Annotated in this window: 21 protein-coding genes; 10 read left to right on the top strand and 11 right to left on the bottom strand. The window is 45.0% G+C overall.

Translation table 11 applies throughout. The features are described 5' to 3' along the window. The first annotated feature begins 169 nt into the window (after positions 1-169). Positions 170-2836: a YhgE/Pip domain-containing protein gene (locus BUC05_RS07640; protein ID WP_011248665.1), complete on the top strand. Its 2667-nt coding sequence runs from the start codon at positions 170-172 to the stop codon at positions 2834-2836. Positions 2837-2945: 109 nt separating this feature from the next. Continuing rightward, positions 2946-3485: a GNAT family N-acetyltransferase gene (locus BUC05_RS07645; protein WP_011248664.1), complete on the top strand. Its 540-nt coding sequence runs from the start codon at positions 2946-2948 to the stop codon at positions 3483-3485. On the opposite strand, the gene BUC05_RS07650 is transcribed toward BUC05_RS07645, so the two are convergent. Then, the gene (locus tag BUC05_RS07650) at positions 3472-3963 is read right to left on the bottom strand and encodes a DinB family protein (protein ID WP_011248663.1); all 492 of its coding nucleotides are present in this window, start codon (positions 3961-3963) and stop codon (positions 3472-3474) included. The two genes, BUC05_RS07645 and BUC05_RS07650, sit on opposite strands and share 14 nt — an antisense overlap. Positions 3964-4043: 80 nt before the next feature. Then, a complete protein-coding gene (locus tag BUC05_RS07655; RefSeq protein ID WP_011248662.1) occupies positions 4044-4856 on the bottom strand; it encodes an arylamine N-acetyltransferase in 813 nt (270 codons plus the stop codon). Positions 4857-5195: 339 nt separating this feature from the next. On the opposite strand from BUC05_RS07655, the gene BUC05_RS21890 reads away from it, so the two are divergent. Together BUC05_RS21890 and BUC05_RS07665 are read left to right on the top strand one after the other, a co-directional pair. Next, the gene (locus BUC05_RS21890; RefSeq protein ID WP_011248661.1) at positions 5196-6449 is read left to right on the top strand and encodes a C40 family peptidase; all 1254 of its coding nucleotides are present in this window, start codon (positions 5196-5198) and stop codon (positions 6447-6449) included. A gap of 147 nt (positions 6450-6596) precedes the next feature. Next, on the top strand, positions 6597-7841 hold the full coding sequence (locus BUC05_RS07665; protein WP_011248660.1) for a DNA polymerase IV: 1245 nt from the start codon (positions 6597-6599) through the stop codon (positions 7839-7841). A 57-nt stretch (positions 7842-7898) separates the two neighbouring features. Here the strand turns inward: BUC05_RS07665 and BUC05_RS07670 are convergent, their stop codons facing one another. From BUC05_RS07670 to galE, 4 genes are all read right to left on the bottom strand, one after another. Next, a complete protein-coding gene (locus BUC05_RS07670) occupies positions 7899-9125 on the bottom strand; it encodes a hypothetical protein (protein ID WP_073304463.1) in 1227 nt (408 codons plus the stop codon). Positions 9126-9196: 71 nt separating this feature from the next. Further along, complete coding sequence (locus tag BUC05_RS07675; protein ID WP_011248658.1) at positions 9197-9469, bottom strand: GNAT family N-acetyltransferase; 273 nt, start codon at positions 9467-9469, stop codon at positions 9197-9199. A gap of 23 nt (positions 9470-9492) precedes the next feature. Beyond that, a complete protein-coding gene (locus BUC05_RS07680) occupies positions 9493-10410 on the bottom strand; it encodes an LCP family glycopolymer transferase (RefSeq protein WP_035206001.1) in 918 nt (305 codons plus the stop codon). A gap of 316 nt (positions 10411-10726) precedes the next feature. Further along, positions 10727-11743 (bottom strand): UDP-glucose 4-epimerase GalE, encoded by a 1017-nt coding sequence (gene galE, locus BUC05_RS07685; protein ID WP_011248656.1) that lies wholly within the window; start codon positions 11741-11743, stop codon positions 10727-10729. 145 nt (positions 11744-11888) lie between these two features. Between galE and BUC05_RS07690 the strand changes: the two genes are divergently transcribed. From BUC05_RS07690 to BUC05_RS07700, 3 genes are all read left to right on the top strand, one after another. After that, positions 11889-13148, top strand: coding sequence for an FtsW/RodA/SpoVE family cell cycle protein (locus BUC05_RS07690; RefSeq protein WP_035205980.1), 1260 nt, complete (start codon positions 11889-11891; stop codon positions 13146-13148). A gap of 751 nt (positions 13149-13899) precedes the next feature. Continuing rightward, positions 13900-14337 (top strand): HIT family protein, encoded by a 438-nt coding sequence (locus tag BUC05_RS07695; protein WP_035205982.1) that lies wholly within the window; start codon positions 13900-13902, stop codon positions 14335-14337. 200 nt (positions 14338-14537) lie between these two features. After that, a complete protein-coding gene (locus tag BUC05_RS07700; protein ID WP_011248653.1) occupies positions 14538-15008 on the top strand; it encodes a nucleoside deaminase in 471 nt (156 codons plus the stop codon). A 263-nt stretch (positions 15009-15271) separates the two neighbouring features. On the opposite strand, the gene BUC05_RS07705 is transcribed toward BUC05_RS07700, so the two are convergent. After that, entirely contained in the window at positions 15272-15760 is a 489-nt protein-coding gene (locus tag BUC05_RS07705; RefSeq protein ID WP_035205984.1) for a tetratricopeptide repeat protein, read from the bottom strand. 30 nt (positions 15761-15790) lie between these two features. After that, positions 15791-16714 carry an LCP family glycopolymer transferase gene (locus BUC05_RS07710; RefSeq protein ID WP_035205986.1) on the bottom strand — a complete coding sequence of 308 codons (924 nt, stop codon included), beginning with the start codon at positions 16712-16714 and terminating at the stop codon, positions 15791-15793. Between the two features lie 297 nt (positions 16715-17011). On the opposite strand from BUC05_RS07710, the gene BUC05_RS07715 reads away from it, so the two are divergent. From BUC05_RS07715 to BUC05_RS07725, 3 genes are all read left to right on the top strand, one after another. Next, the gene (locus tag BUC05_RS07715; protein WP_073304465.1) at positions 17012-17713 is read left to right on the top strand and encodes a YveK family protein; all 702 of its coding nucleotides are present in this window, start codon (positions 17012-17014) and stop codon (positions 17711-17713) included. Between the two features lie 21 nt (positions 17714-17734). Next, positions 17735-18430 carry a CpsD/CapB family tyrosine-protein kinase gene (locus BUC05_RS07720; RefSeq protein WP_073304467.1) on the top strand — a complete coding sequence of 232 codons (696 nt, stop codon included), beginning with the start codon at positions 17735-17737 and terminating at the stop codon, positions 18428-18430. Positions 18431-18493: 63 nt separating this feature from the next. Continuing rightward, positions 18494-19264, top strand: coding sequence for a tyrosine-protein phosphatase (locus tag BUC05_RS07725; protein ID WP_011248648.1), 771 nt, complete (start codon positions 18494-18496; stop codon positions 19262-19264). A gap of 271 nt (positions 19265-19535) precedes the next feature. Here BUC05_RS07725 and BUC05_RS07730 read toward each other — a convergent pair whose 3' ends face one another. The 3 genes from BUC05_RS07730 to BUC05_RS07740 are packed head-to-tail and all read right to left on the bottom strand — an operon-like array spanning position 19536 to position 21689. After that, on the bottom strand, positions 19536-19985 hold the full coding sequence (locus BUC05_RS07730) for a hypothetical protein (protein ID WP_035205992.1): 450 nt from the start codon (positions 19983-19985) through the stop codon (positions 19536-19538). Then, a complete protein-coding gene (locus BUC05_RS07735) occupies positions 19986-20780 on the bottom strand; it encodes a DUF3100 domain-containing protein (protein ID WP_011248646.1) in 795 nt (264 codons plus the stop codon). A gap of 57 nt (positions 20781-20837) precedes the next feature. Further along, complete coding sequence (locus tag BUC05_RS07740) at positions 20838-21689, bottom strand: NAD(P)-dependent oxidoreductase (protein ID WP_011248645.1); 852 nt, start codon at positions 21687-21689, stop codon at positions 20838-20840. Position 21690 lies beyond the last annotated feature (1 nt).

Raw genomic sequence — 21690 nt, forward strand, 5'->3', positions numbered from 1 at the left:
TTACATCTTTTTTGTTGTTCTTTCAGATGCGATTCAAGAGAACAAACCCTTGCCGTACAAGGGTTTGTTCTCTTTTGTACTCTTCGTGGATAAATATTGTCTATTTTGAGTCGCTCATGTATGATTAGGAAATACTAATGTTACTGATGGAAGGAGTAAGGTGGTTTCAATGAAGCAAATTAGCCAAATTATAAAACAAGATTTGCGCAATTTAAAGCGCGTTCCGCTTGTTGCGCTTTTGCTTGTTGGCTTGGCATTCTTGCCGTCATTATATGCTTGGTTCAATGTCGCTGCTTCTTGGGACCCTTATAGCAACACGAACCAAATCAAAGTGGCCGTTGTGAACGAGGATGCTGGCGCCGAAGTCAACGGAGAACAGTTTAAAGTCGGAGATGAGCTTGTTGAAAATCTCAAAAAGAACGACAAAATGGGTTGGACGTTTGTCGATCGAGCCACGGCGGAAGAAGGAGTCAAAAAGGGCGATTATTACGCAAGTGTGTATATAGGCAAAGATTTTTCCGAAAAGTTGACGAGTGTTCTTGACGGGGAGCCAGCCGCTCCTGAAGTTCGCTATACAGTCAATGAAAAACTGAATGCGATCGCTCCAAAGATGACATCAGCAGGAGCTTCTGCGATTGTCGAGGAAATTTCCGAGCAATTTTTAGAAGAAGCATCTACTGCTTTGTTTACGGAATTTAACGAGATTGGCGTTGAACTTGAGAATGAATTGCCAACGATTCGTAAAATCGAAAACAATATTTTTAAGCTAGAGGAACGGTTTCCAGAAATCAATGAGCTAGGGGAAAAGGTGCTTGAACTTCAAAACGACTGGCCGGTGATCAAGGAAAAAGTCGAAAGCGTCATCGGGATGACGGAACATTTTTCAGACATAAACGAAGCAGCTGGGTACGTATTGGAGATTGAAGAACGATTGCCGGAAATCCATACGCTTAGCGAGCGCCTCGCCCAGTTGGAAGAACGGATTCCTGAAATAGAGGCGGCAGCGGACAAACTTGTAGAAATTGGCGGCCACTTTGGCGAAGTGGAAGAGCAAATAGAGGAAGCGCTCGAAATCGTTCAGACAGCCCAGGAAGCAATTGGGCGCGCTCAGGAGGCGCTGCCACATGCTGCGGAAATGGCCGGTCATGCACAAGATTATTTAGAAGGCGCCCAAAATGTTCTGAATGAAGTAGAAGGGGCGATCGATCCTCTTGTTGATGTGATCAACCGGCAAGCAAGCTTTGTCGAGCAAGGCGCAAACGCAGTCGAGGCCGCTCTGTCAGGCGATTCATCGGACGCGCTTTTGGAACAGCTTCGTTCAGCCAATGAGGTGCTTGCTGCAAATGGGCAAGCATTAACGCAAGCGATCAACTTTCTCAGTGAATTAAATGAACCATTGCCTGGAAAAGAGCTAAGTCCGGCAATTGAGTCCCTTTCCGAAGCACGAGACAAAACGAGCAGTTTGCAGGAAAACGTTCAATCCGCCATCGCTACATTGGAGGCAGGAGGAGAGCTTGATTCACAAACGGTAGAGTCTTTAAGAGAACAAGCGCAAGCGACGGCTCAATCTGCCCAACATGTTCAACAATACTTAGCGAACGGCGGGGCAGACGTCATTAAAGGGGCCGTTAGCCAATTAGGCCAGGCGGCTGAGGATGCAGGCGACGATTTGGCCGCTGCTGAAGAACGCCTCCCTGATTTAGAGGAGATGTTAAATCAAGCTTCAGCGATTAGCGTAACAGGCGAAGAACAACTCAACGATTTGCTGGAAGAGTTGCCTGCCATTGAAGAGCGTGTCAATGAGGCGATTAACTTAGTTGAAAATGGACTGCCAGAAGTGATTGCGACCATTAAGGGCATCAACTCGTTTATGAGCAATGATTTTCCAGCAATTGAGGAACGAATTCATGAGGCCGCCGATTTTATTCGTGACGATTTGCCATCATTGGAAGAAGAATTCTCTGAGATGGCAGAAAAAGTTGAGGAAGCTCTTCCTGAATTTGAAGAAGCGTTAAACCATATTGCTACATTTGTGAATGGGGAATTGCCAGGATTAGAGGAGACCGTTGGCGAAGCAGCTGACCGCATCCGCGAGTTTGAAGAAAACACCGATCTTGAAGAATTGATTGGATTGTTGAAAAACGATATTGAAAAAGAGAGTGCGTTTTTCGCAGAACCAGTCAAACTAATTGAGGATCAATTATACGCCGTTCCAAACTACGGGTCAGCCAATGCGCCATTCTACACAGCCCTTTCTCTGTGGGTAGGCGCGTTGCTGTTGGCGAACTTGTTAAAAACCGATGTTCACCCAGTTGATATGAGGGAAGAATACAAGGCGCACCACGTTTATCTTGGCCGCCTCGTGCTGTTCTTGTTAGTCGGTTTCTTTCAAGCGCTCATTGTGAGCATTGGCGATCTCCTTGTACTTGGAGTCTATGCAGCCCATCCCGTTTGGTTCGTCGTGTTTTCCGTACTGGTTGGTTCCGTTTTTATGACGATTGTTTATACGCTAGTGTCGGTTTTTGGTAATATCGGTAAAGCGTTGGCCATTATTTTTATGGTGCTGCAATTATCAGGTGCCGGAGGAACGTTTCCAATACAAGTGGCACCGCCATTTTTCCAAGCGATCCATCCGTTTTTGCCGTTTACGTATGCGATTAATTTGCTAAGGGAGGCAGTTGGGGGAATCGTCGCTGAAGCAGTCTGGATCAATATTGGCGTGCTTGCCCTCTTTCTTGTACTCGCTCTGCTGTTCGGCTTGTTGTTGAAGAAGCCACTTGCCGAGCGAATGCAAAAAACAACGGAAAAATCCCGGTCGAGCCGGATGATTGATTGATTTGAGCAAAGGAAGTGGGAAACCCCTTCCTTTGCTTTTTTTAACGAGGTAGTTTCCTTTAGCAATGATTTCTAGGTATAATAGAAAAGCATAAAAGGGGAGAGGACAAATGAGGATAACTGGCACTACCGTTTACTTAAGGCCTGTGCAAAAAAACGATATGAGTAGCTTTTTTAATGCAGTCCAAGATGAAGAAATACGCTATATGACTGGCACAACAAAGACATTTACAATGGAGCAATTGTATGAACACTATGAGCGAATGACCAATGATGAGCATCGCTTTGATTTTGCGATTTGTTTGCTCAATAGTGATGAGGTGCTTGGCGATTTATCGATTTTAGAAATCGACGAGACCAACCAAAAAGCCGGGTTTAGAATTGCCTTGCATCATCAACATGTTTTAAATAAAGGGTACGGAACAGAAGCAATCCAATTAGCACTTCGGTTTGCCTTTGAGCAACTTAAACTAAACCGGCTACAATTGGAAGTATTCTCTCATAACAAAAGAGGCATAAAAGCTTATGAAAAAGCAGGTTTTAAAATAGAAGGCGTATTGAGACAGTCTCTTTATCTGAATAATCAATACTCAGATGAGATCATTATGGCAATGATACAGACGGATTACAAGGAGCTTAGAGATACTTGAAAAAAACATAATCGGTCGGCACGCCTGTTAGCCCCAGTTGCCGCAGCATTGCCGTGATGTTGCCGCGATGGTAAGTACCGTGGTTGGCGACATGGAAAACGAGGTCTTCTAATGGACAAACCAACTTGCCGAACCGTCGGTGTTCAATTTCAATTGCTCTGCTAAGGTCGTTAGCTGCGAAAAATTGTCTAAAGTTTTGTGCTACTTCTTGGTAAGCTTCCTGATAAACGGCCAAAGAGGCACCAGCCACTTGTTTGTTTTTTTCGGTTTTTATTTCGACGATCTCGTTAAAATTTTTTCCCTGCATGACATTAAGCCAGGTAATGTCTGCTGTGTAAATATGGGTAAGCACTTCCGCTATTGAAGAAAACACGCTCGTTACTTGACGCGTTAACATTCCTTCTTCCTGGGCGCTCAGGTGGGCAAAAACTTGGTTGTTCGCCCATACGTGGTAATCATATAATTGGCTCGCGTTCATACGTCCAGCTCCCTCTGTTAATTGACGCTACATACTAATTCGTTACGGGACTTCAAAAAACCTTCTCACCGCATGCCGTTTTAGGCTTGTTTAGCAAAAGGGTCAATTCCGATTTTAGTGAGTGCAGCGATTGCTTGCCGAACAGGCAAATTTGGCAAGTTAAACTCATTGGCCAGCACGTCTTCAATGGCTTCAACGGAAGAGAGGGTCGTCGTTGTCCGTTCACCATTGCTTTTACTAATCGTAAAGCGGTTATTAACAAGCGAGACGCTTCTTTGTTGGTGAAGCTGGTACAATTGGCAACGCAACAGCCCCATGAATGTCGCTGTTGGCTGATAAGAAGCAGAAACGAGCCCTTGGAAATCAGCGATTTGGTAGCTTTTCTCCTGTTGAAAAGACCACGTTTTTCCAGTCTGTGCGCCATTCAGGTAGCGTTTGTAATCGAATAACCGATCTTCTCTCGCGGTAATCGCAACGACATCATTGCCAAATGTGCGTTCTGTTTTTGGCAAGTGAAGAGGCACTGCTTCAAAGAATGGGGCTGCTGCGCCACAATCGACGTAATAACGAGTGCCGTCGAGCAATACGATTATGCCCATGTGTTCGCCGCCAAGCATAGCCAGTTGGCTGTTAAAACCGAGTTGGTTCAATAAAAGATGGACGTTTCCGTTCATTGAATAACAAGTTCCGCCAGCATCGAGTGTGCGGCGCGCTTGAAGAAACTCATTTACAGAAGGCAATCCTTCCATCCCGTTTAGCCAACGGGTCAATTTGCTCATGTTCTCAAACGGGAATGTTTGCAAGTGGGCTGTACAAATCGCATTGAGAAAAGGGAGTGAAGGCGGTTGCCGTTCTAGTCCCAATAGCTGCAAATAGACTTTTGACTCGGCCATTTTTAAATGACCTCCTTTTTTATTTTAGCGTAACAGGACATGCCTTTAGCGTCTTCAGCTTTTTGGTGCAGTCGCCCCTCCGTCTTTTGGCTGAGAAATCCGATTAAGAAATTTTCCCAACCTGTGCCTGAAAAGCGGGAAAAGCCCGCCCAGTCTTGATTTTTACATAAAAGGATAGAGGGGTAAGCACTTTTGTAATATTACATTTCAATTACATCGGTAGTCCAGCCGCCATATTTCGTTTAAAATTTACATTCCATAGCCGATATAATTCACGAAGACAACATTCTGTCGAAAAAGGAAAATGAATGGAAAATCACTTTAGAAGGAGGCATTTTCTTGGCACAATCTACTTTCAATAAAGTGCTGTTCTCTTCTGCCGTTGTGGCGGGTATTGCCGTAGTCGCCCCACAAGATGCAGATGCAGCGCTCGGCGACCGTACACTCCGTCAGGGCATGTCTCATCCCGATGTGACTGAACTGCAAAATGCTCTAAAAGAAAAAGGGTTTTTTACATACGGCACTGCTACAGGCTATTTTGGCACCCATACTAGAGATGCAGTAATTGCTTACCAAAAAGCGAATAACCTTCTTGTTGACGGGGTTGCTGGCCCACAGACGCTAAGTTCTTTGACAGGCGCGGCTGTATCAGCACCGAATAACAATGGGAATAAAACGGCTGATACGCAGCCATCCAGCAAGACAAGCCTTCTGCGTGTAGGTAGCCGCGGCGGCAGTGTGACAGCGTTACAGGAGGATCTACGAAAGCTCGGCTTCTTCAACCAATCTCCTACTGGCTACTACGGCACGGTAACGCGTGATGCGGTGCGTGCTTTCCAACGGGCGAACAACTTGCAAGCTGATGGGATCGCTGGACCAGCCACACAAGCAGCGCTTAAAAACGGCGGTAATCGTGCTTCAGAAAATGATACACCTTCAAAAAGCAAGCCTGCTTCGTCAACGGGCTCGCTTCGTCTTGGCGATCGCAACAGCCAAGTGACCGATTTGCAAAATCAGCTGCGCTCCCTTGGCTACTTTAATCAGAATGCAACAGGCTATTATGGTGAGGTGACCCGTTCGGCTGTGCGTGAATTCCAAAAAAACAATGGTCTGTCCGCTGATGGGATTGCTGGGCCGCAAACATTTGCGAAACTTAGCAACAGCCCTGCCCCTGTGAACAAAAACCAAACGGTAAACAACAATCAACCTGCTCAGACGAACCAAAACGCAAGCGGACTTGTTTCAGGCTTGATCTCTAGCGCACAGTCGGCCATTGGCGTCCCGTATGCTTGGGGAGGCACTTCTATGTCTGGATTTGACTGTAGTGGATTTATCCAATACATTTTCCGGCAAAATGGTGTTAGCGTTCCTCGAACTGCTTCGGAACAATGGAATAAGGGAACATCCGTTAGTTCACCGAGTGTAGGCGATGTTGTCTTTTTTGAAACCTATAAAGCCGGCCCTTCTCATAATGGCATCTATATAGGCGACAATAAATTCATTCATGCTGGCTCTTCCCGGGGAGTTGAAGTTGCTGACATGAACAATAGTTACTGGAAACCAAGATACTTAGGTGCTAAGCGCCTTCATTAAGAATCAGGCTTTTGCCTGGTTCTTTTTTTGCTCTGACAATAGGAGAGCAATGGCAAAAAATACCGAACGTCTATTCGTTTTTTTCTCTTGAATAGGGAACGCACATTCGCATATACTAGAATCAGAACACAGGGGAGGGCAACAAACATGAAGCGGGCAAATGTCATTTTTCTTGTTGATATGGAATCGTTTTATGCGTCGATCGAACATGCGGCCAATCCCCAGTACGATGGGCGCCCCCTTGTCGTTTCTGGGGACGTGAATCGGAGAAGTGGTGTCATTTTGGCGGCATGCCCATTAGCAAAGGCTAAGGGCGTCCGAAATGCTGAGCGCTTATTTGAGGCGCAGCAAAAATGCCCAGACTTAGTTGTTGTGAAACCACATATGCAGCGCTACGTTGATATTTCCCTACAAATTTCAAAAATTCTTGGCACGTTTACCGATTTGGTTGAGCCCTATTCGATTGATGAACAGTTTATGGATGTGACTGGGAGCCAAAAGTTGTTTGGCCCCCCTTATGAAATAGCAGAAAAAGTGAAGCAAGCCATTATGGACCGATTTGGCGTAAAGGCAAGAGTTGGCATCGGCGAAAACAAAGTATTGGCAAAACTAGCATGCGACAATTTTGCCAAGAAAAGCAGTGAAGGGATTTATTGGCTTAGAAAAGACAGTCTTGATCTTGATTTGTGGTGCTTGCCGATTGAAAAACTGTTTGGCGTTGGCCGGAAAATGAGCGTCCACCTTCGCAATATGGGGATTCGAACGATTGGTCAACTGGCGCAAACGGATGGCGCACGGATAAAGAAACGTTTTGGCGTCCATGGCCAAGTTTTATGGATGTCAGCCAATGGCGAAGATTACTCACCTGTAACAAGAGCCGCCCATGCCCGTCGTAAAGGGTATGGAAATGGGATGACGCTGCCTCGGGACTATGTGAAAAAGGAGGACATTTGTGTCGTGTTGCTTGAGTTATGCGAGGAAGTATGCGCGCGTTTGAGGCAGGATGGCTGGATGGGGAGTACGGTTTCCCTAAGTGTCAATGGTGCCGATTTCGTTGAAAAACGTGGGTTTCACCGGCAGTATACGATTCCTTTTGAAACCAACATTACAATGGAAGTATACGAAGCGGCGTGCGCGTTGCTTGAACGGTTTTGGGACGGTTATCCAATCCGCCGTTTAAGCATAGGTGTGAGCAACTTGCAAAGTGACCAAAATTGGCAGCTTAGCTTATTTGACGACAATGCGAGCAGAGATCGTCTGTCAACGATTGGTTATGTGATGGACGGCATCCGCCAAAAATATGGGAAGCTCGCGATCCAGCGTGCTTCTTCGTTGCAAAAAGCGTCACAGCTTCGAGACAGAAGCCAAAAAATTGGCGGCCATTATAAATGAGCCGTTCAAAAAAGCTCCCCGTGCTAAGAAGCGGTCGGGAAGCTTGATGTTTTCGCTTTATTTCACTGTTTGCTTTTCTGTAGCCGTTGCAAGGCAGGCAAGAAGTTGTTCCAAGACAAGGGAATCAATTGCTTGTTCGCTTGTGTGGACCGATAAATCAAGAATACGACCATCTGCCAGTTCTTTAATGAGCGTGATACTGCTAAATTCATCTTCACTGTTCGCGTCGGCGAAGGCGTAATCATACCAATCGAGAGCATCGGTTAGCGGCCACTTGATTTCTGTGCGTGCAGAACGGAGCGCATTAATGTGCATATCGGCAGGTACGTCTGGATGGGCGAGGCCGATAATAATGGAAATCGGCGCAAACAGTTGGTTTTGTTCATTCCAAAAACTATAAGACTGGTCCCCTAAACGACGCATTTGGTAGCCTTCAGGCAATTGGATCTCAAGTGTGTCAAACAGCACAAAGGTATGGGCAAGAACGGAATGGGCTTCCCCGTCATAGAAGAATGGCACTTCCGCAACTAGGCTTTCTTCAGGCGTGTTTGCTTCGGCGCTAGGCTTGCCACTTAATTTTTGAGCTAAAGGAACGGTAGCCAAGTCCTCATCAATAGAATGCTCGCCTTTGTCGCTTTCATGATTAGCAGAAACGAGAATCGCGTGGAACAAGCTGACCGCTTCTTCATAAGCTTCGCTGTCCTGTTCCCTTAAATCGGCAGGCAAAGAGAGCGCAGCTACATACATATGATCTCGTTTTTCATCAAAGCGGACAAGACGATGAACGATGCCATGGCTGTCATCAACGGTCAAATAATAATCAAAACCAAGCTCAGGAAACCAATGTGTATCAATTTCCACAGGCTCGCTTTCGTTGGAACGAAGAGCAAGTGTTGTGTAATCATGGCGCAACGTCCAATCTTTATCGGAAGGGAGCGGCTCCGTGCTGACGGAAACTTGAAAAGAAGGATCTTGGTCCGACACAAAAGTTAGCATATTGGCTGTTTCAACGACTTCAAAGCCCTCTGGTACTAAATAGGTTTTATCAAACGGAGCTGTTGCTGCCCGAGCGGAAAGGATGTCGGTTTTATCCCCGTTGACAACTGTCAACGCTTGTTCCTCTGGCTGTTGTTCCTCAGAGGCATCATTGCCTTGGGAAACATCGTCCTTATTGGGAGCGGGGCTCGCTTCAGGGGCTTGGCAGCCAGAAAGCAATATAGCAGCAAAGAGGCCGAAACCGCTTAATGTTCGCAATGATCGGCGAAGAAAAGGGTGTATCCTCATTGACTGTTCCTCCATCATCATTTGTTGACTGTCCCATATTCTAACACGAAAGAGAGACTAGAACGAGAAAATCATGTAATCGCCAACTCTTGGTATTCAGGATGTTTATCAAACTCGGCTTTCGCAAACGGGCAAATGGGATCGATTTTTTTGCCTTGTTTTTTCATATCGGCTACGAAAGAAGCGACGAGTTTTGCGCCAATGCCTGATCCACGACTATCAGGATCCACAAAGGTATGGTCAATGACCATATGGGTGTCTTCTTCAAAAAAGGTTAATTCGCCCACTGTTTTTCCCGCTTCTGTCTTAAACGAGTAACGTTTAGGTTGTTTGTCAATATTCATGCTATCTCCTCGTTTTATGGCGTTTAATCAATTGTTAAATGAGTGCGCAACTCATTGCCAATGCGTTCTACTTCTTCCTGTGGCAAGACCGCGAACCAAAGGCCGTCGACTGTCTCCTCACGGTAAGCCACATCGAGCTGCTTAATCGACTGTGCGGCAGGGCGATAAGCAGAAACATAATGGAGCATTTCTGTAAGTGTCAAATCCGTTTCGATGGCATCGCTAAGGGATTGTAGAAACGCAGGGATGTTCGCCAAGTTGCCAACTTGCAAACCTTTAGTGATGGCGCTTTCCATGACGTCGCGTTGACGGCTTGTCCGACCTGCATCCCCGGCAGGGTCCTCTTTACGCATCCGTACATAAGCAAGGGCTTTTTCGCCATTCAGTGAGAGTGTTCCTTTTGGGAAATCGTATCCATCGATCGAGAAGCTTTTTTCATTAACCACGGAAACACCGCCAAGGGTATTAATGACATCAACAAAGCCGTCCATATCAACGGCAATATAATGGTCGATAGGAATATGAAGCAGCTCCTCAACCGTTTGCACCATTAAATCAGGCCCTCCATAAGCATGGGCATGGTTCAGCTTATCGGCCATGCTACGGCCAGCAATCTGGACTTTCGTATCCCGTGGGATGCTTACAAGCTTAACCGATTGTGCTTTGGCATTGACCGTTGCTACCATTAGTGCATCTGAACGGCCATAGCCGGATCCAGCGGTTTTATCAATGCCGGCAATTAGTAAGGCGAGTGGTTCGCCTGGCTCTGCGGTGGCCTCCCGCTTTTCAGAAATGCCCCCGTTGTCGATTCTGCTATGAAGAGGGGTATGCATGTTGTTGTTGGCATGTAAGACAGCTTCATATATGGAATAGCCAAAGCCAACAAACAAAAGCAAGCCGACCGCCAAACAAGCAATGACTCCTTTTGTGTACGAGTTCATCAAAAAACGATCCTTTCCAAACGTCTTTCTTACCATACCCGCTTTCAGAAATAAGCAAGCTGCAAATGTGTATCCTTAGTCTCAACGGAAGTCACGGGGTGTATACGGGCAATTGAAAACACGTATGAAAAGCATAGCTTTTTGTGTGGGCATTTACGTTTAGCAACAGGCTGCTAGGCATATCGGTCAATATCGATAATAGCTTGCTCTGTTTTGTTATTCAAGCTATTTTCGGTTGAGGCGGTTTGGTTCAATCTGGAAATGGAGCCTTCCCTATGAAAGGCTCCATTTCCATTTAACAACGATTGACCTTTATTTACTTGCTTTCAAGCTGTGCTTTGCGGTGGACTTGCCAACGCCAAGAGTCTTCACACATTTCTATAAGCGTCCGCTTTGCTTCCCACTGAAGTTCAGTTCTTGCTTTCGTGGGATCGGCATAGCTGACAGGGGCATCACCTGGACGACGGGGGCCGATTTTTTTCGGAATCGTGATGCCAGTCGCTTTTTCAAAGGCGTCAACCACTTCAAGAACGCTGTAGCCAGTGCCTGTTCCCAAGTTATATGCTTGCACACCTGTATATGTTTCGATTTTTTTGAGCGCTTGCAAGTGGCCCAAAGCAAGGTCAACAACATGGATGTAGTCGCGGATGCATGTCCCATCTTTTGTCGGGTAATCATCGCCAAAAACAGACAGTTGTTCACGCACGCCGGCAGCAACCTGGGTAATATAAGGCATCAAATTATTTGGGATCCCGCTTGGCTCTTCGCCAATCAGGCCGCTTTTATGGGCGCCGATTGGGTTAAAATAGCGTAGCAGTGAAATGCGCCAGTTGTTATTAGAAGTCGCTAAATCACGTAGCATGTCCTCAATAATGATTTTGGTATTGCCGTAAGGGTTGACGGCTTTTAACGGCGCGTTTTCTTCAATTGGAACTTGTTCAGGCAATCCGTACACGGTTGCTGATGAACTGAAAACGAGTTTGTATACACCATATTTTTCCATCGTTTTGCATAATTGAATCGTGCTGCCGATGTTCGTTTCATAATAATGAAGCGGTTTTTCGACCGATTCGCCGACAGCTTTTAAACCGGCAAAATGGATCACCGCTTCAATGTTGTTTTCAGCGAAAACCGTTTCTAAACGAGAGGAATCAAGCAAATTAATGTCATAAGTCTTCACTTTTTTGCTAGTAATTTCTTCAATGCGGTTAACCGTATCAGGTCCGCTGTTGGAAAAATTATCAACTATGATAACGTCATAGCCTTCTGTTAAAAGTTCAACGCAAGTGTGGCTGCCAATGTAGCCGGCACCGCCTGTAACGAGAATGGACATAGTATCCCTCCACGGTATACAAAGTAAGTGTTATTCACTCTAGTATACCAGAAATGCAAAAAACAAAATATAGAAGAAAGAACGAACAATCTTGAGGAAAAAGCATGATAAAATAAAAGAAAAATCCCGGGGGCTGAATCGATCAATGGAGCAAGAAAAATCATGGCGCGATAGGATTGACTATACGCTCTTGTTTCTCGTGTTTGTGTTAGGTTGTCTGAGTATCATGGCCATTTACGCAGGCACAACCACCCAGTTTTTCAGTGCTGAAGACTATGAAAAGTATCGCCATGTGTTTGCCCTTTCGCAAGCAAAATGGTTTTTAATCGGATTCGTATTAATGGTTGTCGTAATGCTAGTAGACTATGAATATTTAAAACGCTTGACGATTCCTATTTTTGCTTTTGGCATGATCTTGTTGCTATGGGTGCAATTTTTTGGGGTTGAAAATAAAGGCGCCACGCGTTGGATTGGCATTAATGGCACGCCGATTTACCAGCCTTCAGAAGTGATGAAAATCATTCTTGTCCTCACGCTTGCCCATTTAATCGTCGTGCTGAATCAACGATATTCCGAAAAAGGGCTCAAAGCCGATTTAAAAAAGCTCGGCTGGCTTGCTGCTTTTGGGATCCCGCCTTTCTATCTTGTCTTAAAGCAGCCAGACTTGGGAAGCGCACTTGTCCTTGCTGTCATCATTGCCACTGCCATTCTTATGGCCAATGTTTCCTATAAAGTACTAGCCAGTTTGGCCGCACTTGCAGGGGCAGGAATCGCTTTTCTTTATTATTTGCTTTTAAACCATATTGAACTGATTACAAAATATGTGTTAGAAGAACACCAGCTTGTGCGGATTCTCGGGTGGCTATACCCAGAGGAGTATGCATCAGGTTATGCAATGCAAACATTAAATGCGACACGAGGCATTGGCTCCGGCCAATTGACGGGAAGCGGCTTCTTAAATAGTGTCCAAGCCGCTAATGCTTCCACGCCTGAACTCCATACCGATTTTATTTTTGCCGTTATTGGGGAGGAATTTGGCTTTCTCGGTTCGACTGTTGTCATTTGCGTCTATTTTCTACTTATTTATCGCCTGATTATGCTCGCTCACTCATGCAATGACTTATACGGAACATCAATCATTGCGGGCATTGCTGGCATGTTGACGTTTCAAATTTTCCAAAATATTGCCATGACCATTGGGCTGATGCCTGTCACTGGCATAGCGTTGCCTTTCCTTAGCTATGGAGGCAGTGCGCTCATGACGAATATGGTTGCCATTGGCATTGTTCTCAATATTGGCATGAGGCAAAAAACGTATATGTTCAAGTCAACCAGTGAAGTCGTCGACTCAGACAAAGGGACGCTTATCCCGATGAAAGGAAAACGATTCAAGCTGCCTCTCTAGGTTCGCCCGTCCCCTATAAAGCAACAAGGCTTCCTCGCGTTTGTAAGGGGAAGCCTTGCTTAGTATTGAGGGCGCCAAACGAACCTGAAGTTTCATGAGGAAATTAAGTTGATTCATGCTCTTCTGTTTGAACGACCTGATGCAAATAGAGTTCTTTTCGCTTGCTGAATCAATACAATGCGCCAATAAGAAGAATCGCCGCGGCTAACGCGAATATAAAACGGGCGCCAAATAAATCGGTCAAAAAACCAAAAAGAAGAGTTGAAAGACCAAATGAGGCGAAGCCGGCAGCTTCCTGGGCAGAATATACTCGATCCAGCTCTTTTTCGGGGACAATTGATGCATGGCGACGATGTACAAGAAGGCCGCTTCTTATTTTGAGACGTTTTATTGCAGTTCTTCTGTTATTATACTTGAAAAGAGCATTATAGGCAGATGAAATGGGTTCTTTAAAATGATGTTGCTTTATGAATGTCCTGCATGTTCATGAAAGAATAGACGAAGGCTTGGTTGTCTTCTCTGGTATTGTCTCTTACATTTAAATCAGGCCTTTCATATCGATCTGAATCAAGGACTTGATTATTTGCTTCGATCTATTAGTTGAAACGAAACGTTTAAGGAAATATACAGAAGGGAGAAACTAATGAACGAACGACTTTTTACTTATTGATCATAAAGTAAAAGAATAGAGTTTTCATTTTCGGAAAATGAATGTAGTAAAAATCCTTTTGTACAAGGATGGGTGTTAAAAATGGATAGTGCTGAATGTTTAGGGTGTAAATTAGCTAATAATATAGAGTTTGTTTATAAGGTTTATGAAAATGATTTCGTATCCTGTATATTGGATCACGATCCATTTAATAAAGGACATGTACTAATATTGCCAAAAGAACACTTTGAAGAATTGGATCAGTTAAATAGGAAAACTGCAAATATAATAATTGAAACTTCTCAGATTATATCCAAGGCTATAAAAGCACTATATAAGCCAGACGGAATTACAATATGCCAAAATGGAGGTGTTTTTAGTGAACTAACTCATTTTCATATGCATGTTGTACCTAGGTATATCAATCAATCGTTTGCTCCTTTTTATTCAGAAGAACCATTCCAGAACAGCAAACTGAAGAATGAGTTGTTTGATACGCATAAAGAGCTAGAAGATAAAATCAACCGGTTAATTATGTAAGAAAAACAAGCGCATAGAAATTTAACAACTATAGATGTAGATTTTCCTTTTAATACGTTGAATGAACCTTTTTAAACAAAAAGAGGAATAGAGATCTCCTTATTTTTATTTAAGAAATAAGAAAGTCACTTCTTTAGTAATATAAAAAAGTTCCATCTGAATTGCTTAACAAAGAAATTAAAAAGAGAGGAGAGGCGACGATGGATCATTCCATGTATTTAGCCAAAACGATTCACCTAGCAGCTGAAAGCATTCAAAGCGGGGGTGGTCCTTTTGCGGCGATCATTGTGGACCCAAATGGAGCGATTATTGGCCAAGGCACTAACTCTGTGACGAATGACAATGACCCGACGGCACATGCAGAAGTGGTGGCAATTCGAGATGCGTGCAACACAATTAACGATTTTCAGCTTGAAGGATGTACGCTTTACACAAGTTGTGAGCCATGCCCGATGTGTTTGGGTGCGATTTATTGGGCTCGGCCAAAGGCGGTCTATTTTGCAGCAACGCAAGAGGACGCAGCAGCAGTCGGATTTGACGATGCGTTTATTTACAGAGAAATTGAAAAACCTTATAAGGAGCGGACAATTCCGTTTTATGCGTATGAGATAAACGAGAAAAAGCGCCCGTTCCAAATGTGGGAAGCTCTGGCTACAAAAACCGAGTATTAACTTGCCACATCAGTTGTCAGGCAAAACGCTTGTCAGTTGAGGCAAACAAATAAAACTAAAGGCTAATGCCGCCAATTAGGCGGTTTTTTTGTACTCTCATCAGAATCTTCAATTCATTAATAGACGATTTCCACTTGAAATCCCCTTTGAGCTAAAAAGAGCACAAGGGAAATCCCTTTTTTCAAAAAGGATGCACTTACGGGCGAAAAGAATGAGAGAAAAAAATGCGCTCAAATGAGATTACATTTGAGCGCATCTGGCCATTACTGATCCCAGATTGTATCAAGTTTATCTGCGTAAAAACGAATCGCTTTTTCATAGCTCTTTAAGGCAGTGTCATTTGTCGTATCCGCAATGGTATACAAAAGCTGTTCCATTGCTTCACTGTGCTTGCTGTTGTTGTATAAAGCCATTGCTAAAAAGACTTGCAGTGGTTTACTGTTCGGAAAGAGCGAGCAGCCTTTGCTTAACGTTTTTTCGGCCTTGCCATACTCGCCAAGTACACGGTATGTGCTGCCGAGGCCTAAAAGGGCGCCTTCTAAATCATCGCCTGATAACCCTAAGGCAATCGCCTGTTCATAATGAGGGACAGCTTGGCGCTCTTTCCCTAGCCGATCCAGGCTAGATGCATAGTAGTAGTGGGAAAGAGGGTCATTGGGCTGCTCGGCAAGCAAAGCGGCAAATGTTTCTTGCGAAGCTTCCAGCTTGCCAGCTGCTTGTAAAGAGAATGCTTTTTTTGCTAATGGATGCATTCCATCCCCTCCTTCTATAAAGGAATCGACTTATTCGAGTCCCAAATGTGACAGCATTTCATTTCGCACGCGGGCTTTTTCTTCGTCGCTGACAATGGCGTACCAAATGCCGTCAATCGTTTCCCCTGTATAGGAAACTTCGATTTGTTCGGTTGAACCGAGAGCAGGGCGATATTCAGACTGGTAGTCCCACATGACATCTAATGATAAATCTGTCCGGACAGTGGTGCCGAGCACATCTAGAATCTCGCCGACTTTTGTAATCGAGCCGAGAGAGGCGGACTCTTGCATGAGGGCGTCAATAATGTCTCGTTGTCGGTTTGCTCGTCCGGCATCACCGCGAGGATCGTCATAGCGCATACGTGTGTACTTAAGCGCCTCTTCCCCGTTTAACTCAATCGTTCCTTCTGGGAAATGAGAACCATCCATCTCAAACTCAAAATCATTGTAAACCGTGATGCCACCAAAAGCATCAATTAAACGTTCAAATCCAGCCATATTGATACTAGCGTAATGGTCAATTGGTATGCCATACGCTTCTTCAATCGAATCAATCAGCATTTGTGCGCCGCCATATGCATGGGCATGGTTGATTTTCTCCACCGTGCCGCGGCCAACAATCTCTGCTCGGGTATCACGAGGAATGCTAAGCATTTTCGTTGTCCCTTCTGCCGGGTTTAACGTTAGTACCATAATCGAGTCGGCTCGGCCAACAACTTCGTCTTCGCGGCCTTCCGTTAAATCCACCCCAGTGAGAAGAATCGACATTGGTTCTCCGACTTGAAGGCTAGCGGGGCGAAGCGGAGAAGCGCCTTCGCGGTTTGGAAGAGGGTCATACATTTCATTGGCTGTATGGCGAATGTCGTTGTACAAATAGATACCGTAACCAATCACGCTCAGAAACAGGAGCCCGAAAAGAAGGGCAATGACTTTTAAAACGGTTTTCTTTTTCATAATAAGAATAACGCCTTTCTAATTGAAGATATGGAATTAGGCAACTACTTTCTTAATAGGATAATTAATTTACTACCATTCCACAAGCCTATCTTTTTGTATTTTTAAGTGAAAAATAAAATAAATAGAATCGGGTTATGGGTCACGGTGCTAAAGACCTACTAATTGACGGAAAAGTAAGATAACGGAGGACTAAAGTTTCTTTGAGATAAGCTAGATTTCAGGGTAATTTCTTTGCAAATTATGATATAATTCGTAAAGAGTCAGGGAAGTGACGTCTAGGAGGTATATAAACAAATGGAAGAAACCATAAGTTTGAAAGAAATCTTTCAAACATTGAAACAAAGATGGCGGCTCCTTGTGGCCATTCCGTTCTTTGCTATGCTTGTGAGCGCGATTATTAGCTCGTTTGTACTGACGCCTATGTACGAACGGTCTACACAGCTTCTTGTGAACCAGGCCGTTCCAGAAGGGCAACTAAACCAGCAAGTCGTCCGTAACAATCTTGAACTAATCGATACATATAGCGAGATTATTAAAAGTCCAAGAATTTTAAATGAAGTCATTGAGGCTGAAGGGCTTGATATGACTTACGGCGATTTAGAAGCGGCCGTTTCTGTTGGCAGCCAGAGCAACTCACAGGTGGTGACGATTACGGTCGAGTCAGCAAGTCCAGCTGATGCCACACTTTTGACGAATAGCATTGCGACTGTATTTCAAGAGCAAATTCCCGATATTATGAGCATCGACAATGTGAGCATTCTGTCGGAAGCAGAAATAGGCGAAGACCCAACGCCGGTCAGCCCAAAACCGTTGTTAAATATTGCGATTGCTTTTGTTGTCGGGCTTATGGCAGCAGTCGGTTTGGCCTTCTTGCTTGAATACTTGGATACAACAATAAAAACAGAAAAAGACATCGAAAACATCATTGATTTGCCTGTGCTTGGCGCGGTCTCCAATATGGACAGCGTTGATGCGGCTGCAAAAAAGACGTCTTAGATTTTAGGAAGCAGGTGACTTATGGCACGTCTAACACGCGCGAAGAAAAAGCCAATCCAGAAAAAACGGCAACTGATTGCCGATGTAAATCGACGTTCACCTATTACTGAACAATACCGTACGATCCGGACAAACATTGAATATTCGGCAGTTGACACGGAAATTAAATCGCTGCTTGTCACATCTGCCGGCCCTGGGGAAGGGAAGTCAACCACTGCATCGAACTTAGCCGTTGTCATCGCCCAAAATGGGCAAACGGTTTTGCTTATTGATGCAGATATGAGAAAGCCGACGGCTCATTATACATTTGGGCTCATGAACAACCGTGGGTTGACGAATGTGCTGACACGTCAACAAAAGCAGGACGATGTGATTCAGGAAACAAACGTCGAGAATGTGTCCCTGTTGACTTGCGGCCCGATCCCACCTAACCCGGCAGAATTGTTAAACTCCAAAATGATGGAGCTTGTATTGCAAGAAGCAAGAGAAAAATTTGATATGGTTATTTTGGACACGCCTCCTGTCATGGCTGTTGCCGATGCGCAAATCCTTGCCAACAAAGTCGATGGCACCATCATTGTTACATCAAGCGGCAAGACGGACAGGGAGCAGTTGCAAAAAACGAAAGAAAACCTCGTCAAGGCGAATGCTCATTTGCTTGGCGTTGTGTTAAACAATAAACCCATTGATGATACAACCTATTATTATTACAAATAACGAAAAAATCGCGATTGCTTTTGCCAGTTGAGCCAGCTAGCATGATGAAAGGAGGGGAAGCAAATGATCGATATCCATTGCCATATTCTCCCTGGTCTAGACGATGGGGCGCAAACAAGCGAAGATAGCTTGGCGATGGCTCGCGAAGCTGTAAAAGAAGGGATTTCTGAAATCATTGCCACCCCCCATCACCAACACCCGTCTTTTCAAAATGATGGTTCTTCCGTCCGTAAAGCAGTAGATGCCTTAAACAATGATTTAGAGGCTGCAGGCATAGAGTTAATCATTCGGCCTGGGCAAGAACTCCGCCTTTATGGCGAAATGACTCAGGGACTGGCTAGCGGGAGCGGTCTTGCACTGGCCGACAGCAAATATGTACTGATTGAATTCCCGAGTTCAGAAGTGCCGGCTTATGCGGCAAGGCTGCTTTATGAAATTGGCAGTGAAGGGTATATTCCTGTGATCGCCCATCCAGAACGGAATAAAGTATTCAAGGAAGATCCAGATAAGCTCTATGAACTGGTGAAAAATGGCGCTCTTACCCAGCTTACGTCTTCCAGCGTGACAGGCTACTTTGGCAAGGATATTGCTACCTTTAGCAGAGAGCTTGTCGAAGCCAACCTTGTCCACGTGCTAGCTTCAGATGCCCACAATTTAGTGAATCGCACATTCCGAATGCAGGAAGCGTTCCACGTATTGGAGGAACACTACGGCCGAGACCTTGTTTACAGCTATCAAGAAAATGCCCGGCTTATTGCGGAAGACAAGCATGTGTACCTTGAGCCGCCAGAACGGGTTGTCAAAAAACGAAAAAAATGGCTAGGTTTGTTTTAAGAAAGAAGTTGCTTGACCAATAGAAGCGCTTGCCAGACGAGGGAAGATGTTAATAAATCGAAGGGACAGGAGCAATGATGTTCTTGTCCAGGAAATTTCAAAGCATCTGAGCGCGGTAAAGGGAAATGTTTATCTAGAAGCTGCCTATAGTGGCAGCTTTTTTATGCATAAAAAAGCCGCCGGAATGTCCGACGGCAGGTGGGGGATACGTGTTAATTAGTATATCCACTAACGAAACGTCTATACATGGGAATCGCTATTTTTGCCATTTTTAGATGATTCCTTGATAACGCAAGACGATTTCAGCGATAATCGCTGAGCCAATTAGTGTACCAAAAAGAACGAGCAAACAAACGACCATTGCTTTCCAACCGATCGCCGCAAAGTCAGCCCATGAACGGCCTATGGCAATACCGGCATAAGCGAGTATAGGCGTGGCAATAGAGAGCAATTGGATGTGGGCTGTGAGCTCAATGACGACTGGGCCCCACGGCGTCTCTGGTAAAGACAATATAATGCCGATGACAATGATATAAACGACACTTGGAATAGGGAAAGGCAGCAACTTTCCAAGAGCTTGCCCAACACAGGCAATCACGATTAGAAGAAGCATGCCAAAGGCAGCCTCACCAGAGAATGCTTGGTAGCCAAGCCAATTGCCAATAAACGCAACAAGACCAACAATAAAGAAGAGCATAAACGATTCTTGGATGGACTTCATCTATGGTCTGTCTCCTTTCCAACGCCTAAACAGCGCATACAACTTTTCTGTTAACGGCAAGGCAATGAAGACGCTCACAAATAAACCAGTGCCATAGGTGAGTAGGTTGCTTGCGCCAGCGAAAGCGATAATTTGCGTCTCAAACTCTGGATAAGCAGCAATGAGCGCCCCGCTTGCTGCTGCCATCATACTGCCGCTGCCAACTCCAGCAGCCATCGCCAACGATAAAGGGTGGAGTGGGGTGAAAGTAGCTAAAAAACCAGAAATAAGTCCATAAAACAGAGCGCCAAAAACAGTGCCAAATACGTAAATCGTTGTAACCCCTTTGCCTTCTGGAGAGTCAAAGCCGAACTTGTCATAAATAATCCCTAAATTGGGCTCTCGTCCGATAGAGTGGGTCATGCCAATGCTTTCCCGCTTCATTCCTAGCAGCAAAACGGCAACGGGCAGTGCTAAGAAAATGGTGCCGAAATTGCCGATTTCTTGTAAAAGCAAGGCGGGACCAGCAGCAATCACATTTTTCAAGTCTGGCCCTATAGTGACGCCGATTTTGGCGATCAGTAGCGCTACACTGAGCGTAATGATTGGCTCTGCATGTTTGGACTGTGTTTCTTTCACGAGTGGCGTGAAATACAAGGCTAAACCGAATACAAGGGCAAACAGCATCGGCAAGAGCATGATCATTCCTGCTCCTAAGCGAATTTCAATCACGCCAATCATTTCAGCAACGACAACAATGCCTAAGACGAGTAAGTGAAGTCGCCAGTCGGTGAGGAAACGTTTTTGTTTATTCATAGTTCCCGCCTTTCTTATGAATAGGGAAATCGATGGTGCAGAATCATTTCCAGGTAATTAGTAAACAGCAGTGGCGTCTTTATCGCCTTTGCCTTGATGGAGCGCTGAGCGGTAGAGCTGGTTGACAGTGCCAGCAGCATGCTGGGGTTTGCGCGAATCTTGCGACAATGCCATGTAGAGTTCAAGATCTTTAGCCATATGCTTTAAGTAGAACAACACATTGTCGTATGAGCCGGAAATTAAATTTTCCCCAAAAACGTCAAGGACGCGATTATGGCCAGAACTTTGTTGGATGATTTGTGCAAGAAGCCGTCTAGATACGCCATGGTCGCTAGCAACCGCCATTGTTTCGCTCAGCAGCGTCGTAATCCCGGCAACAAGCATGTTGTTGCACAGTTTGACCGTTTGCCCGGCCCCAGAATCGCCCACATACAGAATGGTATCGCCGAGTATGTCAAGTAGCGGTTTTACACTGAAGTAAGCTTGTTTGTCGCCGCCAACCATGATTGTTAGCGTTCCGGCATCAGCTCCAGCAGGCCCCCCGCTGACAGGGCAGTCTAGGTAATAAATTCCTTTGGCAGCAGCGGCTTTTTCCATCGCTAATGTCGTTTGCACATCTGTCGTGCTCAGATCTAATAAAAAGCCACCCGTTTGTAAATGACAAAGCACGCCTTCTTTGCCTGCAACGGTGTCGGCAACTATGTTCGGTGAAGGGAGAGATAGCAAGACATACTTTGCCTTTTTTGCTACAGCAGCGCTGTTTTCCACAAAGCATGCTCCTTGTTTTTCCAATGGTTCTCGCCATTTGGACATGTCGTCATAAATATAAACGGTATAGCCGGCGCTCAAAAGGGACGTAGCCATCCCTTTTCCCATGGCGCCACAGCCAATAAGACCAACTGTTTTCATC

Origin of the sequence: Shouchella rhizosphaerae (genome assembly GCF_900142675.1) — a bacterium.
GTDB classification, from domain to species: Bacteria; Bacillota; Bacilli; order Bacillales; family Bacillaceae_D; genus Shouchella; species Shouchella rhizosphaerae.

Coding starts and splice junctions, on each gene's coding strand:
- galE (WP_011248656.1), bottom strand. CDS start 11,743: ATGTCCATTCTCGTTACAGGCGGTGCCGGCTACATTGGCAGCCACACT.
- BUC05_RS07640 (WP_011248665.1), top strand. CDS start 170: ATGAAGCAAATTAGCCAAATTATAAAACAAGATTTGCGCAATTTAAAG.
- BUC05_RS07715 (WP_073304465.1), top strand. CDS start 17,012: ATGGAAGAAACCATAAGTTTGAAAGAAATCTTTCAAACATTGAAACAA.
- BUC05_RS07695 (WP_035205982.1), top strand. CDS start 13,900: ATGGATAGTGCTGAATGTTTAGGGTGTAAATTAGCTAATAATATAGAG.
- BUC05_RS07730 (WP_035205992.1), bottom strand. CDS start 19,985: ATGAAGTCCATCCAAGAATCGTTTATGCTCTTCTTTATTGTTGGTCTT.
- BUC05_RS07690 (WP_035205980.1), top strand. CDS start 11,889: ATGGAGCAAGAAAAATCATGGCGCGATAGGATTGACTATACGCTCTTG.
- BUC05_RS07720 (WP_073304467.1), top strand. CDS start 17,735: ATGGCACGTCTAACACGCGCGAAGAAAAAGCCAATCCAGAAAAAACGG.
- BUC05_RS07735 (WP_011248646.1), bottom strand. CDS start 20,780: ATGAATAAACAAAAACGTTTCCTCACCGACTGGCGACTTCACTTACTC.
- BUC05_RS07645 (WP_011248664.1), top strand. CDS start 2,946: ATGAGGATAACTGGCACTACCGTTTACTTAAGGCCTGTGCAAAAAAAC.
- BUC05_RS07650 (WP_011248663.1), bottom strand. CDS start 3,963: ATGAACGCGAGCCAATTATATGATTACCACGTATGGGCGAACAACCAA.
- BUC05_RS07670 (WP_073304463.1), bottom strand. CDS start 9,125: ATGAGGATACACCCTTTTCTTCGCCGATCATTGCGAACATTAAGCGGT.
- BUC05_RS07680 (WP_035206001.1), bottom strand. CDS start 10,410: ATGAACTCGTACACAAAAGGAGTCATTGCTTGTTTGGCGGTCGGCTTG.
- BUC05_RS07725 (WP_011248648.1), top strand. CDS start 18,494: ATGATCGATATCCATTGCCATATTCTCCCTGGTCTAGACGATGGGGCG.
- BUC05_RS07700 (WP_011248653.1), top strand. CDS start 14,538: ATGGATCATTCCATGTATTTAGCCAAAACGATTCACCTAGCAGCTGAA.
- BUC05_RS07665 (WP_011248660.1), top strand. CDS start 6,597: ATGAAGCGGGCAAATGTCATTTTTCTTGTTGATATGGAATCGTTTTAT.
- BUC05_RS07710 (WP_035205986.1), bottom strand. CDS start 16,714: ATGAAAAAGAAAACCGTTTTAAAAGTCATTGCCCTTCTTTTCGGGCTC.
- BUC05_RS07675 (WP_011248658.1), bottom strand. CDS start 9,469: ATGAATATTGACAAACAACCTAAACGTTACTCGTTTAAGACAGAAGCG.
- BUC05_RS07705 (WP_035205984.1), bottom strand. CDS start 15,760: ATGCATCCATTAGCAAAAAAAGCATTCTCTTTACAAGCAGCTGGCAAG.
- BUC05_RS07740 (WP_011248645.1), bottom strand. CDS start 21,689: ATGAAAACAGTTGGTCTTATTGGCTGTGGCGCCATGGGAAAAGGGATG.
- BUC05_RS07655 (WP_011248662.1), bottom strand. CDS start 4,856: ATGGCCGAGTCAAAAGTCTATTTGCAGCTATTGGGACTAGAACGGCAA.